Genomic DNA, 15625 nt, shown 5'->3' with positions numbered 1-15625 from the left:
GGACGATCGATCGGCGGGCACTTCAATTTCGCCGCTCGGTGGCGGTCAGTCGTCGTCAGCATCGACTTCGGTGCGTGCCTGCCGGCGGGCGGCCCGTTCGATGAACTCCTGAGGCAGCGAGTCGATCTCGCCGGCCTGAACGCCCCACAGGTGCGCGTACAGTCCGTCGTTGTCGAGCAACGCGTCGTGGCTGCCGCGCTCGACGATTTGGCCGTCTTCGAGGACGACAATCGTATCAGCGTCTTTGATCGTCGACAGTCGGTGGGCGATCGCAAACGTGGTCCGGTCTGCGGTGAGGTCGTCGAGACTGCGTTGGATCAGCATCTCGGTCTCGGTGTCCACGTCGGAGGTCGCCTCGTCGAGGACGAGAATGTCGGGATCTTTCAGGATTGCCCGGGCGATCGCGACGCGCTGGCGCTGCCCGCCAGAGAGCTTCACGCCGCGCTCGCCGACCATCGTGTCGTAGCCCTCTGGGAGGTTCGTGATGAACTCGTGGGCTTCGGCGGCCTTGGCTGCCTCGACGATCGCGTCCTCGTCGGCGTCGAAGGTGCCGTAGGCGATGTTGTCCTCGACGGTCCCGTAAAACAGGTACGAGTCCTGTCCCACGTAGCCCATGGACTGTCTGAGACTCGACAGCCGCACGTCGGTCACGTCCTGGCCGTCGATCGCGATCGTCCCCTCGTCGGCGTCGTACAGCCGGAGCAACAGCTTGAGGACGGTCGATTTGCCCGCGCCCGTGGGCCCGACGAGCGCGAGCGTGTCGCCGCCGTCAACCCTGAAGGACACGTCTTCGAGGATCTGCTCGCCGTCAGTGTAGCTGAACGATACGTCGTCGTACGTGACGGTGCCGTCGCTGATGACGAGATTGTTGACGTCCGTCTCGGATTCGATTCGTCCCTCTTCGTCCATCAATCCGAAGATCCGCTCGGCGGAGGCCTCCGCCCGCTGGTACATGTTGATGATCTGGCCGAACTGGGCCATCGGCCAGACGAGCTGTTGGGTCAACAGGATAAACGTCACGAACGCACCCTCGTTGAGCGTGCCGGTGAACGGCCCCGGGCCAGCCCCGGTAAACACCCAGTAGCCGCCGACGAGGAACGTGAGCACGAAGCCGATTCCAGAGATGAGTTGCAGGCCGGGGAAGAACTTGATCCGGATTGCGATCGCCCCCCAGTTCGTGTCGAAGTACTTCTGTGAGACGTCGTCGACGCGATCGGATTCGAAGTTCTCGGTGTTCGAGGACTTGATGACCTGGATCCCACCAAGGTTGTTTTCCAGTCTGGAGTTCACCTTTCCGACGCTCGATCGAACGGCGGCGTACTTCGGCTGGATTCGCTTGACGAACACGTAGGTGAACACGGCGATGAGCGGGACCGGTGACATCGCGACGAGTGCCAGCTGTGGGTTCAACGAGACGAGGATGACGGCGATCCCGAGGACCATCACGCCGAGGCGGAACGAGGAGTTCAGCCCGTCGTTGAGGAATCGTTCGAGCTGGTTGACGTCGTTCGAGAGGATCGACATCATTTCACCGGTTTGTTTGTCGGCGAAGAACTCCATGTCGAGTCGCTGGATCTTGTCGTAGGTGTCGGTTCGAACCTCGTGTTGGATGTTCTGGGCGAACGCGTTGAATCCCCAGTTGCGGATCCAGTGGAACGCTGCGCCAACGAGGAACGAGCCGGCAATAATTCCGACAGTCAACATGAACTGTTCGGATTCGGTTGCCGGGAGCCATGCTTCAGGGACCAACGGCAGCGCGAACGGCTCGTTGTTGAGGAAGATGCCGTCGATCGCGATGCCGAGCAAAAGCGGTGGCAGAAGGTCAAGGATCCGGGCGAGGATACTCGCGGAGATTCCCGCAGCGACCGAAAACCAGTGCGGGCGGCCATACTCGAACAATAGCCGTTTCATCGGCTTTTCGACCGACTCGCGCTGATCCTCGAACGGATCATCCTTCTCCCAGTCGATGCTACTCATTACACCCCGTTTAGCGCCTCTCCTGCAAGAGTATTCGCTTCGAATCGAAATAGTAGCAGACACAATTGCCGTTACGTGATGAGCGAGACGGCCGGTGAGCGCTATCGATCGCTGTGCTGCTCTTCGAAGCGCTATCGATCGTCACGTCGCTCGTCAAGATCGATCTGGACACGATTGCCAACCGAGACGTTGTGGCGTTCGGCGAACCCTTCGTTCACCTCTAACACGTACATTCCCTCGCCGCGGTATTCGGTTAGTGAATCAGCGTCGGGTTCAGTCGGCGCGGAGTGGATCTCGGTGATCTGGCCGTCGGCGTCGATGAAGATGATGTCGAGCGGGAAGTCCATGTCTCGCATGACGTACGTGTGTGAGTCAGTCTCGTCGTGAACGAACAGCATGCCCTCGTTTTCCTCAAGCGACGCGGTGTCGCTCAATCCTGTGTAGCGTTTCGCGAAGTCGTCAGCGACTCGGGCGTCGACCGTTGCGAGGCGATCGCCGGTTTCTGAGTCTTCGATTTCGACGGTCGTCCACTCGTAGTCGCCGCCGGCGATGAATCCGAGGCTGTAGGCGGCGTAGCCACCGATCGCGGCGATGAGGAGGATGGCGACGATCGTCTGGCGCGCGTTCACGGTCTGTTTGAGGGTCGACGATCAGATAGCGGTTTCGCCGCTGTCGGTTTCGGCCGGGGAGAAAGAAAGCGTTATTCGTTCGGACAGGGTACGACGGGTACAGGGTTCGTGGTCTAGTGGTTATGACGTGTCCCTTACAAGGACGAGATCGGCGGTTCGATTCCGCCCGAACCCACTCACACCGGCGAGCGAAGCGAGCCGTGTGTGAGCAATTGTGAGGGCGGAATCGAGCCAGCGAGCAGCTGTGCTGCGAGTGAGGTTCGATTCCGCCCGAACCCACCCACCAGCAAACCAAGTGAAGAGTGAGGTTCGATTCCGCCCGAACCCACCCACCAGCAAACCAAGTGGGGAGTGAGGTTCGATTCCGCCCGTTTTCACACCAACCAGCGAAGCAAGCTACCTAGCGGTCTCGATCGATCGAGTTTCCCGGTTGATTTCACCGCGAACAATGTCCCCGTTTAATCTCGTCGCGTTCAATTTTTCACCGCAAAAATTCACGAGTAGGTACTCATCTCGACAGCCCACCGGCGGGCAGATCCTCGTAGTACTCGTAGGACAGCCCCTCTTCGTCTAGCACCTCGGCAAGAATATCGGTACCCGCGTCGACGTCGAGGCCGATTCCGTCAAGGTGGTCTTGATCGTACGCTGTCGGCTCGAGCTCGTAGTGCGATCGAAGCCGGACCGATCCATCATCCTGGATCCAGCCGCGAACGTGTGTCTGCCACCAGATGTACTCGTGCTGGTTGATTTCACGGCGATTGTGCACGATTCGTGCGAGGTTCAACTCCTCGCCCCGCTTGTTGTACGAGAACGCCCAGTTTGGCGCAAAATACTGCCGACCGAGCGCAGCCTCCACGTCGGGAAGATTCGCCGACACTACAAATGCCGGTCCGCTGTGCTCTTTGTCGGTTGCGACGGTCCGTCTGATTCCTCGATAGATCGTCCGGAGTCCATCCCAAAGCGCATGCCGGAAGCTGGTTGGGTGGCTCATCCGTTCACGCTCCCGGAATCATGCTATAATTTGTCGAGGTGTCTCCAGGTTGTACTCGCGGCGAGATTCTCATAACGTAATGTCCACGGCAAACACCTACAAATATGTTGTCCACAACCGCTTCGTGAGATTATTTTCACCCGCGTGATGCGTAGTCAACACGGAACGTATCGTACTTTACAACAAGTCAGAAATCCGTCGGTACTCTTTATGTTGGCTTCTGCTGTGTGTTGGAAGGCGATATCAGATATAATAATCCCAGCCGTAAATATATATGACCCGATGGCGGATCCAGCAGTAATTGAATGATGAGTGAGTCTGCCACCGAAACCGAACCGCCACTATCGAAGGTACGAACCTTCATCCGACGGATTCCAGACGGGACACGGATCACGGACGCATCGTTTCAGACGCGCCATCGAGTCATACTGGCAGTCATCGCCCTGCACATCCCGTTTTTGTTCCTCTTGAGTAGACTCGTCGGGGTGGAACCCGTAACCGGAGCTGAGTTCCCGGTAATCCCGCTCGTCAACGCGATCGTCGGCATCGGCATTATCGCTGGATTTGTCGTGGTGGCCGCAATTCCACAACTCCCACGGCGGATTCGATCGTCGTTCGCATCGCTTGGATTCATGACCTGTGCGGCGGTGCTGGCATACTTTTCGGGCGGGTTCATCGAAGCGCACTTCGTGTACTTCGTTGGCGTTGGCGTCGTGGCACTGTATGAAGACTGGGTGCCGTTTGCCGTCTCGATCGGCTACGTCGCCGCCCAACACAGCATCTTCGGACTGTTCGGACACATCGCGGTGTTCAACCACCCGGCTGCGATCGAGAACCCTGCGATCTGGGGGCTTATCCACGCCGTGTTCGTCTCTGGGTTGGCCATTGCAATCCTGTTCAACTGGCAGTCGCTCGAAGCGACCCACAGCGATCTCGACGATCGCGTCGCAGACATCGAAGCGCTCGAAGCGAAACAGCGGGAAGTCGCCGCCGCTCGTGAGGAGGCTGAAGCCCAGCGCGAACAGATGGGTGCACTCAACGAGACGCTTCGGGCAGAAGCAGCGATCATGGCCGACGCGCTGTCGGCTGTCGCAAACCGAGATTTGACACAACGTCCGCCACGCGACAGCGATATCGATGCGATGCAACAGGTCAGCAGCGCGTACACTGACATGACTCATGACCTCTCGACAGTCATTACCGAACTCCGTCGGTTCGCCGACAGCGTCGAGTCAACCACCGAATCGGCGCGCAATCGCGCCGAACGGCTCGAACGCACACAGCGCGAACAGGCCGAAGACGTCCGCGAGCTCTCGGATCGACTCCGCGAACAGGTCGAAGGACTCGAGTCCGCGAGCGACGAGATGAGTGACCTCTCGGCGGCGATCGAAGAGATTGCCTCCAGTGCTGAGGAGGTCTCCGCGGAGTCTAGTCGCACGGCAGAAATAACAGACGACGGCACAGAACAGATCCAGGCCGCGATCGACGTGATGGACGATGTCGACACCCACGTGAGTGCGCTCGTCGAACTGATCGAGGCGGTCGACACCCGAATGGATTCTGTGTCGGACGCGACAGCGCTCATCGACGACATCGCTGAACAAACGAACATCCTCGCGTTGAACGCGAACATCGAGGCCGCACGCGCGAGTGGATCGACCGAAGGCGGTGCCGGCGATGGATTCGCCGTCGTGGCCGACGAGGTCAAAAAGCTCGCCGACCAGACCCAAGACCACTCTGCCACTATCCGTGGGGACGTCGAAGGAACCCTCGAGGAGGTGACGGGCGTCCGAAACGACATCGACGATCTCCGATCGCTGATCGACGACGGCCGTCGGTCGGTCGACGATGCCGGCGAAGTATTCGAATCCGTTGCAGACTCGATGTCTGGGCTCGAAGTCTCGATGGAGGAGGTTGCCCGTGCAACCGATGACGGTGCCGCGACCGCCGAGGAAGTGACACACGCGATCGTCAGCGTTGCCGACCAAGCGCGAGCTATCGCCGACGAGAGCGATACGGCCGCGGCCTCCTCCGAACAGACCGCCCAGGCGATCGCCGACATGCGCGAAGAGCTCACCGCACTCGGTGATCAGACTGGCACGCTGCAGGCAGAGCTCGATCGGTTTGATACCGTAGACGTTGAGACGCCCACCGCGAGAGCTGTCGACGCACCGTCGGCTCCGGCTCGCCCCGACGGTGGCTCGACACACTGAAAATCAAACCGCTCTCCCTCACCACCATCGGCGGCTCCTTGTGTCCACGACTCGTGTTGCGTTTCGTTCGCCAGCCAGAACCGGTTGTTCGCCAGACCGTTCTGGCTCGGTGACGGAGGCTGAGGGTCTACAAACGACGCGGGTTGTCCGATCTGTGGTCGGCTATTTCTGTTAGTGATCGAACAGTACTCCCGCTCCGTCCGTGGCGATCGACGAGACGCGACACGCATCCCATAGCGTCGCACTGTTGCTCGTTATCACCGGGATCTCAAGTTCTGACTCGAGGGACTCGACCGCATCGATAGCCCGATAGTTCGTACAGGAGACGAAGATGGCATCGACGCTTCCGGTCGTCTCCGAGAGTATCACCACCTGGTTGTGTGCGTCGCCGGGTCCGAGCGCACCGATTTCCGTGTTCGCCTCGATCGCGCGGCCATCCATCGCGACGATCTCGAAGCCAGCCGCCTCGAGGAAGTCTCGTTCTCGCTCGTCGAGATCAGCGGTATACGGCGTTGCGACAGCGATTCGTTCGGCTCCGAGGGTGTTGAGAGCTCGGACGACCGAGCGGGCCGTGGCAACTGCCGGAACACCGGCTGCGGCCGAAAGCGCCTCCTCCAACTCGGCGTCGAACCCGGGGCCGTGGAGAAGGCTCCCGGTTGTACAGGCGTACGCGACGACGTCAACGTTGGCGTGCCCCAGTAGCTCGGCTGCCCGGGACGCATCCGCACTCATCGAATCGAGTTCGTCGACCGTGACTGACTCGAGCGGCATTCGTGCCGCGTGAATCGAGACACCTTCGGGGGTGTATTGGGAAAACTCGACCTCTGCGGTCGTGTTTGAAGAGGGGACCACCAGGCCAAGTCGACCCCGTGAGTCGTCGTCGATCATTGATCACCTTCGGTTCGCTTTCCGTCTGCGTGGTCGGCCGCCCTCGCCTTTTCGTCACGATCGTTGGGGTCGCCATGGCCGCCGCCACCGGGGGTTCTAACCGTTACTGTGGTCCCCGCCTCGACGTCGACAGTTGTCTTGGCTGCGACCGGCTCGTCGTCGATCAGATTCGCTCCCAGCCCCCCGTCTTTGCCGCCGTCGACGCCTTTCGGCGCGTGGCGACGACGTTCGGTCAAAAGCGAAATCGTCGCGTCTCGCTCGACGGTAACGGTTCGCTCGATGCCGAGCCCGCCACGGAACTGGCCGCGACCGCCGCTGTTCGGCCTGAACGCATACCGTTCGACCCGCAAGGGGTACTCCGTCTCGATCGACTCGATGGGCGTGTTGAGCGTGTTCGTCATCCCAACCTGCACGCCGTCCATCCCGTCTTTGTTTGCACGCGCACCGAAGCCACCGCCGATCGTCTCGTAGTAGGTAAAAGAGCCGTCCCGTGCGCCGATCGTCAGGTTGTTCATCGTGCCCTGACTCTGTGCGGGAACGCGGCCGGGGGCAGCTGCTGCGAGCGCTGTGAAGACAACGTCGGTGACCCGTTGGCTGGTCTCGACGTTCCCGCCGACAACCGCCGCCGGTGGCTCGGGATTGAGCAACGATCCCTTCGGCGCCTCGACTGTGATGGGCTCATAACAGCCGTGATTCGGCGGAATTTCGGGATCTGTGACACAGCGAACGACAAAGTAAACTGCGCTCATCGCGACCGCAAGGGGTGCGTTGAGGTTGCCGCTGACCTGGTCGGCCGTTCCGGTGAAGTCGACGTCGATCGTGTCGCCGTCGATAGTTACTGTCACGGCGATCTCGATGTCCTCGTCTGTGAGCCCGTCACCCTCGAGGAGATCCGTCGCCTTGTACGTTCCATCCGGAAGCGCCTCGATCTCGCGGACGATCCGCTCGCGAGAGTACTCGATCAAGGCATCGAACCCGTCGATGACGGTCTCGCGTCCGTGTTCGTCGAACAGCGACGCGAGGCGGACCTCCGCGCGTTCGTTCGCCGCCAGCTGCGCACGGAAGTCTGCCTTTCGTTCGCTAGGATTTCGCACGTTCGCGAGCACGAGCGAGCGAACGTCTTCGCGAATCTCGCCGTTTTCGACGAGACGAATCGGTGGAATGCGAAGCCCTTCCTGATAGATCTCGCGTGCACCGGCGGGCATACTTCCGGGGGTCATCCCGCCGACGTCTGCGTGGTGGGCTCTCGAGACAGCGTACCCGACAATCTCACCCTCGGGTGCAAGCGGTGAGACCATCGTCACGTCCGGCAAGTGGGTGCCTCCGCTGAAGGGATCGTTGAGCACAAAGACGTCGCCCGGTTCAGGATCGTACGTTTTGACGGCGTCGACGGCCTGTGGCATCGCACCGAGATGCACCGGGATGTGTTCGGCCTGCGCGATCATCCGGCCCGCCGCGTCGAACAGTGCGGTCGAGCAGTCTCGCCGTTCTTTGATATTTGGTGAGTACGCCCCACGAATCAGGGTTTGTCCCATCTCTTCGGCGGCGCTTTCGAACTGGTTGCGCAACACCTCGAGCGTGATCGGATCGATTCGGTCGTCGGTTCTGTTCGTCATCGGTTGCGTATATCCTCCTGGCGCATAACGAGCGTTCCGTCCGCGAGCACATCACCCACCCAAGAGGGTGGCATGACGGTCGTACTCTCTGCCTGTTCTAACACTGCTGGCCCGGTGATCGTCGTCCCGCTCTCCAGTCGGTCGCGATCGTACACGGCTGTTTCTCTGGGACCGACATCTGGGAAGTGTGCTTCTCGACTGCCGAGTACGGCGTCTCCATTACCGTCGTGACGGACGACCGGTTCAGCTCCTTCGACCGTCGCCGTTGTTCGCAGATTGACGATCTCAATCTCCGCTTGCATCGTGTAGCCGTAGGCCCGATCGTGGGCCTCCTGAAATCGCTCTCGAATTGCTGACATGTCGAGCGTCTCGTCGACAGGAACTGTCAACTCGAAGCTCTGCCCGGCGTATCGACAGTCAGCGGCACGTGAAACGACCGCCGTGTCACGGTCTGAAACGTCTGCGAGGACGTCAGAAACGAGATCGTCGTACACACGATCGAGTCGGTCGCGATCGGCCGTGGACAGCTCAACACCTACTGTCCGCACGGCGTCGTAGCTCTCGTCGGCCGCCAGCAGCCCGAACGCCGAAAGCACACCGCTGGGTCGAGGAACGACAACGCGGTCGATCTCGAGCGCCTCCGCGAGTGCGGTTGCGTGCATTGGGCCGGCCCCCCCGAAGGCGACGAGCGCGAACTCGCGCGGGTCGTGCCCTCGCTCGACGGTCACCGATCGGATCGTCCGGGTCATTGTCGCGTTGGCGACGCGGTAGACGCCCTGGGCTGCCTCGAGTGCGCCCCCGAGTCCCGCTTCCGCAGCGAGTGCCTCGAGCGCATCGCGGGCAGCCGTGACGTCGAGCGTCATCTCGCCACCGAGAGCAGTCTCGGCTCCGATGTAGCCGAGCACGACGTTAGCGTCGGTCACCGTCGCTTCCGTTCCCCCACGTCCGTAGCAGGCGGGGCCGGGATTGGCACCCGCAGATCGGGGGCCGACACGCAACGCCCCACCGGTGTCGACCCAGGCGATGGAACCGCCGCCCGCGCCGACGGTGTTGACGTCGACCATTGGCGTGCGGATCGGGATGCCCGCGATCTCAGAATCAGTCGTCCGTTCTGCGTCGCCGTCCCGGACGAGACTGACGTCGCTTGAGGTCCCGCCCATGTCGAACGTGACGAGTCCCTCGACGTCGGTGTCGTCGACGGTCGCCGCAGCGCCGACAACGCCGGCTGCGGGGCCCGAAAGCGTCGTCGTCACGGCGTGTTTACGGACCGTTTCGGGATCGGCGATCCCGCCGTTGGCCTGCATGATCTTCGGTGCAGGAATCCCCGACGCTTGTGCTTCTTCGACCAGTCGGCCGACGTAGCTGTCGATCGCCGGTCGAACGTAGGCGTCGACGGCTGTCGTCGAAGTACGCTCGTACTCACGGAATTCTGCGAGCACCTCGTGGGAGGCCGAAACTGGGACGTCGAGTTCTTTTCGAAGGATCTCAGTAACGACTGCCTCGTTCGTGGGATCTGCGTAGGCGTGCAGCAGGGAGACGGCGACGGCCTCGATGTCCTGTGCTCTGAGAGTCGCCGCGAGCGAACGCACTGCGTCGGGATCGACCGGCTGTTCGACGCCCTCGGCCGTGGTTCGCTCGTCGACCTCGAATCGTCGTCGTCGCGGGACGAGCGGTTCCGGTTTCTCTACCTCGAGATCGTACAAGTCTGGTCGGTCCTGCCGGCCAATCTCTAAGACATCTCGAAAGCCCTCGGTCGTCACGAGTGCAGTCTTCGCGCCACCACGCTCGAGCAGGGCATTGACCGATACGGTCATCGCGTGGGCGAACTCGTCGAGATCGCTCGGATCGATTCCGGCCGTCTCGCAGGCTTTCGCGATCCCCGCTAAGACGCCGACGCTCTGGTCGTCGGTCGTCGGTACTTTCGCCGTTACGAGTCGATCGTCTACTGACAACGCCACGTCGGTGAACGTGCCGCCGACGTCGACGCCGATCGCGGTTTCTTTTTGCATACTGATTATCCGAGTAATCCAGTCAGAACCTCAATAAACGCCGGAAGATTGTCGTTGAGTGTCAACACGCTGATCATGATCGCGACCAGCGTGACGATACCCCCGAGCACGTTTTGCACAGGAGAGTTCGTGTGCTCACCGAGCAACGCCTCGTTGTTCATCGCGTAGATTAGGAAGATCGCGAGAATAGGCAACAGCAGCCCGTTCGCAACCTGTGCGAGAAGAATGACTTCCACCGGGTTGAAACCCATCCCGGAGAAAATAATACCGACCCCGAGGATCGTCATCCAGATTGCCCTGAATCGAGTAGATTTGAGGTCCCGCTCCCAGCCGAGTGCACCCGCTGTGGCGTATGCCCCGGCGAGCGGTGCGCTCATTGCACTCGTAAAGCCAGCCGCGAATAAGCCGATCGCGAAGAACGTCAGCGCATATCCTCCCATGACCGGCTCGAGCTGGTCGGCCATTTCGCCGACATCTGCGATCGTGGTGCCCTCCGGGAACACTGCCGCAGCGGTGATGACGATTGCCATGGTAATTAGCCCGCCGACCGCGACGAGAAGGATCGTGTCGTACTGGACCTCCTTGAGGTCATCCGGATCGCTCCACTTCTCTTGGACCGTACTCGCATGCAGAAAGAGGTTGTATCCTACGACCGTCGTACCAATAAGTCCGGCAATCAGCAGCGCCGAACCGTCCGGTATTGTGGGGACGAGCCCGACACTCAGCGCGCCGAAGTCGGGTCGAACGGCGATTGCGTTCACGACGAATGCAAGCCCCATCACCACCACGAGCCCGATAAAGACCCGCTCGATGAGCTTGTAATTGGCAGTGAACAGTAACGCCCCGGCGACGAGCCCAATAACCGGGCCCCAGACGTTCTCTCCCACGCCGGTGATCGTCGTGAGTCCCGCTGCACCGCCGGTGATGTTTCCGGTCTGAAACGCAGCTGTGCCAATACCGATCGCCGTCACCACCAGCCCGACCGCGATCGCGCTCAACACGGGATTGTCGAACTGCTTGCGCAACGCCTCACCTAGGCCTTGCTGGGTAATCAACCCCAATCGGGCGCTCATCTCTTGGAGCACCATGGTCGCCAAAATCGAGAAGACGATTGTCCAAAGTAGTACGTAGGCGTATTCTGCGCCAATGACGCTTGCTGTCGTGACGGTTCCGGGTCCGATGAACGCCGCTGCGACTAATGCACCGGGTCCAACCGATTTCAGACGATCTGTGAGTGACATATTCGTTATCCACTCACAAGCCTCGCTGTGTTTTGTAAAAAAGTTGTTAAGCATTCCTCATACGCGGTGGGGCGATCAAAAAAGCTGGTGTGAAACCGTATGAAATGGTATGAGGTGACACATCACACTGTATCCGCCGCCGGACGCTCGGTAATGATCGCTTTTGAAACGCCCGGCTCGATCCTGATGTCGGTCGGTAACTCGGCTGTGCTGCGCTCAATAAATCGCGACATGAACCAGCGAACCGGCTCAGATGGGAACACGACGTGATACACTCCGTCATCTTCGTGTCGAACCGCAAGAAACCCACAGAACGAGAGCCACTCGAGTACGTCTCCGATGTCGTCGAATCGTTCTGCGTACTCACAAGCGTGATAGTCTGAGACCCGATCGGCGGCCTCGACGAACGACGGATCGGGCCCATCACGATCGTAGACGTGTTCGAGGAAGGCGTGTAGGAAGTCGACATCTAACAGAATGTGCTCGCCAGACGAGAGCATCTGGTAGTACTGTTCTAAGTTATCACTTGGTTGGACTTTTGCCGCCCCGAAGTTCGCCGCGTAAAATGCCAGTGCACGGCGGATAACTTCGCTTTGTCCGTTGCCCGTTTCAGTACTGAGCCTCTCAAGTGACGTCTTCGAATCGTCGTCGAGCGAGACAGTGACGCGTTGTGTCATACCCTGCTGGATGTACTCCGGACTGGTATAGTTCATGCAAATGGACAATTTTTTGACTACATATCCAATCCGGCTGCCGATCGTGCTGGTAACGCGAACATACAAAGTATAGAATACAGATTCCTCAACAGTCCGCGCTATCGACGCTTCCAATGCGCTCGACGCTTTTACGCCACTTACGACACGAGTTTTTCGTGCTGTCATTCTGGTGACCGGGGTCCCCGCCGCGCACATTGTTCGGTTGTGCGGGCTCCGGTCTCGCGTGCGCAAGGAGATCGTAACGCCCGCAAACAGTTGGACGTCAGATATTCATTGTGTCATTCAGGTCTTTATGTGCTTCATTGTGTCATTCAGGTCTCTATGTGCTTCATTGTGTCATTTAGGTCTCTATGTGCTTCATTGTGTCATTCAGGTCTCTATGTGCTCCGGGTGCGTGAGAACGTCCTCGTCGGCGGGCGATCGCGCGTCAAACTGATCGACAAGTGCATCGATCGCTGCCGGGTCGTCTGCGGCTGCGAGCGGTTGCTCAGCGGTCCGACACGCAGTCGTCACCCCGAGACGATCGGCAATACGATCGGCGACGGCCGCTGCCATCTGGCGGTGGGTGGTGAGTTTGCCGCCGACGATCGTCAGGAAGTTTTCGACGCCATCTTTCCGATGATCGAGGAGGGTGAAATCCCGCGAGATGCCTCGGGCGTCGCCAGTTCCTTCGTCAACGGTGCCTCGATCGTCCTCATCGAGCGCGTACAGTGGTCTGACGCCCCAGTAGGGCCGGACAGCGCTACGGCGCTTAAGCGCGGGCACCATCGCAGCGCACTCGTCGAACATCAACTCGATCTCAGCAGCGTCGGTAGCGTACTCGTCGGGATCGTCGACCGCCACGCTTGTTGTTCCCAGGATCACCTGCTCGTCATGCGGGATAATGATGTCGCCGTCGGCTGGCGGTCGACAGCGGTTGAGGACTGGCTCGATCCCTTCGTACGGAACGGCCACCATGACGCCTTTTGTCGGGCGCATTGGCACCGACACGTCAGCCATCGCTGCGCAGCCTTCAGCCCACGCACCGGCGGCGTTGACGACGATCTCCGCACGGATTTCGTCATCCACGGTCCCGCCCACTGCGACTGATTGGATTCGTCGATCGTCGCCGGCGGTCGTCGTTATCCCTTCGACCGGCGCGTGTGTGTGGATCGTCGCTCCGTGTTCGACTGCATCTCCGGCTGTCGCTGCGACGAGCCGAGACGGGTAGACGACGCCGTCCGGAACGGCAAAGCCCCGCTGGACCGTCTCGGAGAGATCGGCCACGCGTGCTCTGGCCTCCGTGCCGGTCAGCTCGGTCGCCGGGATCCCAAGATCGTGACACGCATCCAGCTTTGATTCGAAGTACGCCGAATCGTCTTCTGAAAGCTCGACAAACAGCCCGCTGCTGTCGCGAATGCATTCACCCGCAATATCCCGAAGAATCCGATTTTCCTCGATACACTCTTTGGCACCGTTTGGATCGGCCTCTGCGTAGCGCGCGCCGCTGTGTAACAGGCCGTGAGACCGCCCCGAGGTTCCGCTTGCGAGTCCGCCGCGATCGACGAGTGTCGCATCAATACCTCTGAGTGCAAGGTCCCGAACGATCCCGACGCCGGTTGCGCCACCGCCAATAACGAGTACGGTTGTCGTGTGGGTCATCTGTGTGTCGTGCGCTCGTCACCGATACCGTATATTGCGGTCCGAGCGCCCGGATTTGTAGTTAGGATTTTGCACGCAAAAGGCCATTGCTGGCCAATTTCTTGTGAATTCTCCGCTGGTTTTGTGCTCTACATCGAAACTATCATTACGAACGCTGTCATTATTAGGACCAACGTGGACACGACGGTGTCGATCCTGACAACGCACTCGGACTCTGACGACCTTCCTTCCTACGTCACCATCACCTTCATATGAACACGGACCGCACATCGGACGTCTCGAACGTCCTTCTCATCACGATCGACTCGCTCCGAACCGACGCGCTTGGCGCGTACGACGACAGCCGCCACACGCCCGTTTTGGACTCGATTGCTGATCGTGGGACCGTGTTCGATCGCGCCTTCGCAAACGGAAACTGGACGCCCTTCTCATTTCCTTCTATCCTCGCTTCACGGCACGTTTTTTCAGATACGAACGACATCGGAATCGCCGAATCGACGCCACTCGCGCAGGCACTTTCGGATGCCGGAATCGAAACTGGCGGCTTCAACGCCGCGAACGGCTTTTTGACGTCCCACTGGGGCTACGACGAGGGGTTCGACGAGTTCGAACCGTTCGTCGCGAGTGTTGGGTCGAGTATTTACAGTCGCTATTTGGCGACCCACCCTACTGTCGAGGCATGGATTCAGCTCGCGACCTCACCAGTTCGACGTCTGAACTCGTTGGTCCGTGGTAAAACCGACGATCGGCCGTTTCTAGACACCTCACGGATGTTCGACGTCGAACACGCTGCTGCGGAGTTCCTCGAGGAGACTGACGGGCCGTTCTTTTTGTGGGTCCACTACATGGACGCACACACCCCGTACGTCCCCGCGCCGCGGTACATTCGAGAGGTTTCCTCGAACATTCTCGGAACCCACCGAATGTTGCACGCACACACCCGAACCGGTCTCGGGCTCGAAGTCGGCGAACGGACACTTTCGGACCTCCGAACGCTGTATCAGGCGGCTGTCCGACAGATCGACGCCAGTGTCGGCCGGCTTACGGAGACGCTCTCCGCGGAGGGGTTCGACGACAACACGGCGATCGTCGTCGCCGGCGATCACGGCGAAGAGTTCCAAGAACACGGCCACCTCGCACACTACCCAAAGCTGTATGACGAACTGATTCACGTCCCGTTCATCGTCGACGTTCCAGACGCTGAGGCGCGCCACATTGAGGGGCAGGTCGGCCTGGACGCGATCCCGCCGACGATCGCCGAGCTCCTCTCCGTCGACCGAGCAGACGCGTGGGAAGGGGTGTCACTCGTTGACAGCATCTGCGAAGGAGAGGCCCCGCCAGACGAGCCGGTCGTCTCGGTGTCGGTTCGTGGCGAGGACGTCACCGCACAGCCGATCCCGCGGGCACTGTCGGACGGAGACCTGCTTGTGAGCGTTCGCGACCGCGATTGGATCTACATCCAAAACACCGACACTGGTGCCGAAGAGCTGTATCACCGCCCGCCGGATCCGATACAACAAGAGGACCTTTCAGATGCGGACACCGCCGAGAGCCGCGAGGTCATCGACCGCTTTGAGCCGATTGCGAAAGCGCACGCCGATCGACTCCACGATCGGGCTGCACAGGGTGACGAAGAGCCGTCCGCCGCGGCGGTTGATGAGGATCTGGACGCACGGCTGCAAGCGCTTGGATATAAATAACCAC

General features: G+C 60.2%; 11 protein-coding genes and 1 tRNA gene. 3 read left to right on the top strand and 9 right to left on the bottom strand.

Translation table 11 applies throughout. The features are described from left to right. Nucleotides 1-45: 45 nt before the first annotated feature. The gene (locus tag E5K03_RS16585; protein ID WP_138007905.1) at nt 46-1977 is read right to left on the bottom strand and encodes an ABC transporter ATP-binding protein; all 1932 of its coding nucleotides are present in this window, start codon (nt 1975-1977) and stop codon (nt 46-48) included. 131 nt (nt 1978-2108) lie between these two features. Further along, nucleotides 2109-2606 (bottom strand): DUF192 domain-containing protein, encoded by a 498-nt coding sequence (locus E5K03_RS16580; protein WP_138007904.1) that lies wholly within the window; start codon nt 2604-2606, stop codon nt 2109-2111. A gap of 102 nt (nt 2607-2708) precedes the next feature. On the opposite strand from E5K03_RS16580, the gene E5K03_RS16575 reads away from it, so the two are divergent. Further along, a tRNA-Val gene (locus E5K03_RS16575) sits at nt 2709-2781 on the top strand. A gap of 333 nt (nt 2782-3114) precedes the next feature. On the opposite strand, the gene E5K03_RS16570 is transcribed toward E5K03_RS16575, so the two are convergent. Further along, nucleotides 3115-3597 (bottom strand): hypothetical protein, encoded by a 483-nt coding sequence (locus E5K03_RS16570; RefSeq protein ID WP_138007903.1) that lies wholly within the window; start codon nt 3595-3597, stop codon nt 3115-3117. Nucleotides 3598-3905: 308 nt separating this feature from the next. Here E5K03_RS16570 and E5K03_RS16565 point away from each other — a divergent pair, with 308 nt between their 5' ends. Then, nucleotides 3906-5810 (top strand): methyl-accepting chemotaxis protein, encoded by a 1905-nt coding sequence (locus E5K03_RS16565; RefSeq protein WP_171006722.1) that lies wholly within the window; start codon nt 3906-3908, stop codon nt 5808-5810. A 171-nt stretch (nt 5811-5981) separates the two neighbouring features. Here the strand turns inward: E5K03_RS16565 and E5K03_RS16560 are convergent, their stop codons facing one another. The 6 genes from E5K03_RS16560 to E5K03_RS16535 all read right to left on the bottom strand — a co-directional run bounded on the left by E5K03_RS16560 (nt 5982) and on the right by E5K03_RS16535 (nt 13921). Then, nucleotides 5982-6698, bottom strand: coding sequence for a maleate cis-trans isomerase family protein (locus E5K03_RS16560; protein ID WP_138007901.1), 717 nt, complete (start codon nt 6696-6698; stop codon nt 5982-5984). Further along, on the bottom strand, nt 6695-8314 hold the full coding sequence (locus E5K03_RS16555; protein ID WP_138007900.1) for a hydantoinase B/oxoprolinase family protein: 1620 nt from the start codon (nt 8312-8314) through the stop codon (nt 6695-6697). The genes E5K03_RS16560 and E5K03_RS16555 overlap by 4 nt, the downstream gene beginning before the upstream one ends. Then, entirely contained in the window at nt 8311-10323 is a 2013-nt protein-coding gene (locus E5K03_RS16550; RefSeq protein ID WP_138007899.1) for a hydantoinase/oxoprolinase family protein, read from the bottom strand. The genes E5K03_RS16555 and E5K03_RS16550 overlap by 4 nt, the downstream gene beginning before the upstream one ends. A gap of 5 nt (nt 10324-10328) precedes the next feature. Next, nucleotides 10329-11564, bottom strand: coding sequence for an Nramp family divalent metal transporter (locus E5K03_RS16545; RefSeq protein WP_138007898.1), 1236 nt, complete (start codon nt 11562-11564; stop codon nt 10329-10331). A gap of 122 nt (nt 11565-11686) precedes the next feature. Next, nucleotides 11687-12241 carry a ribbon-helix-helix protein, CopG family gene (locus E5K03_RS16540; protein WP_138007997.1) on the bottom strand — a complete coding sequence of 185 codons (555 nt, stop codon included), beginning with the start codon at nt 12239-12241 and terminating at the stop codon, nt 11687-11689. A gap of 408 nt (nt 12242-12649) precedes the next feature. Next, nucleotides 12650-13921, bottom strand: a complete 1272-nt coding sequence (locus E5K03_RS16535; RefSeq protein ID WP_138007897.1) for an FAD-dependent oxidoreductase — start codon at nt 13919-13921, stop codon at nt 12650-12652. Between the two features lie 251 nt (nt 13922-14172). Between E5K03_RS16535 and E5K03_RS16530 the strand changes: the two genes are divergently transcribed. Beyond that, nucleotides 14173-15621: a sulfatase gene (locus tag E5K03_RS16530; protein ID WP_138007896.1), complete on the top strand. Its 1449-nt coding sequence runs from the start codon at nt 14173-14175 to the stop codon at nt 15619-15621. Nucleotides 15622-15625 lie beyond the last annotated feature (4 nt).

Origin of the sequence: Halalkalirubrum salinum (assembly GCF_005543295.1) — an archaeon.
Taxonomy (GTDB): Archaea; Halobacteriota; Halobacteria; order Halobacteriales; family Haloferacaceae; genus Halalkalirubrum; species Halalkalirubrum salinum.
Note: the sequence above shows the minus strand (reverse complement) of the source record. Positions and strands in the feature narration are given on the sequence as shown.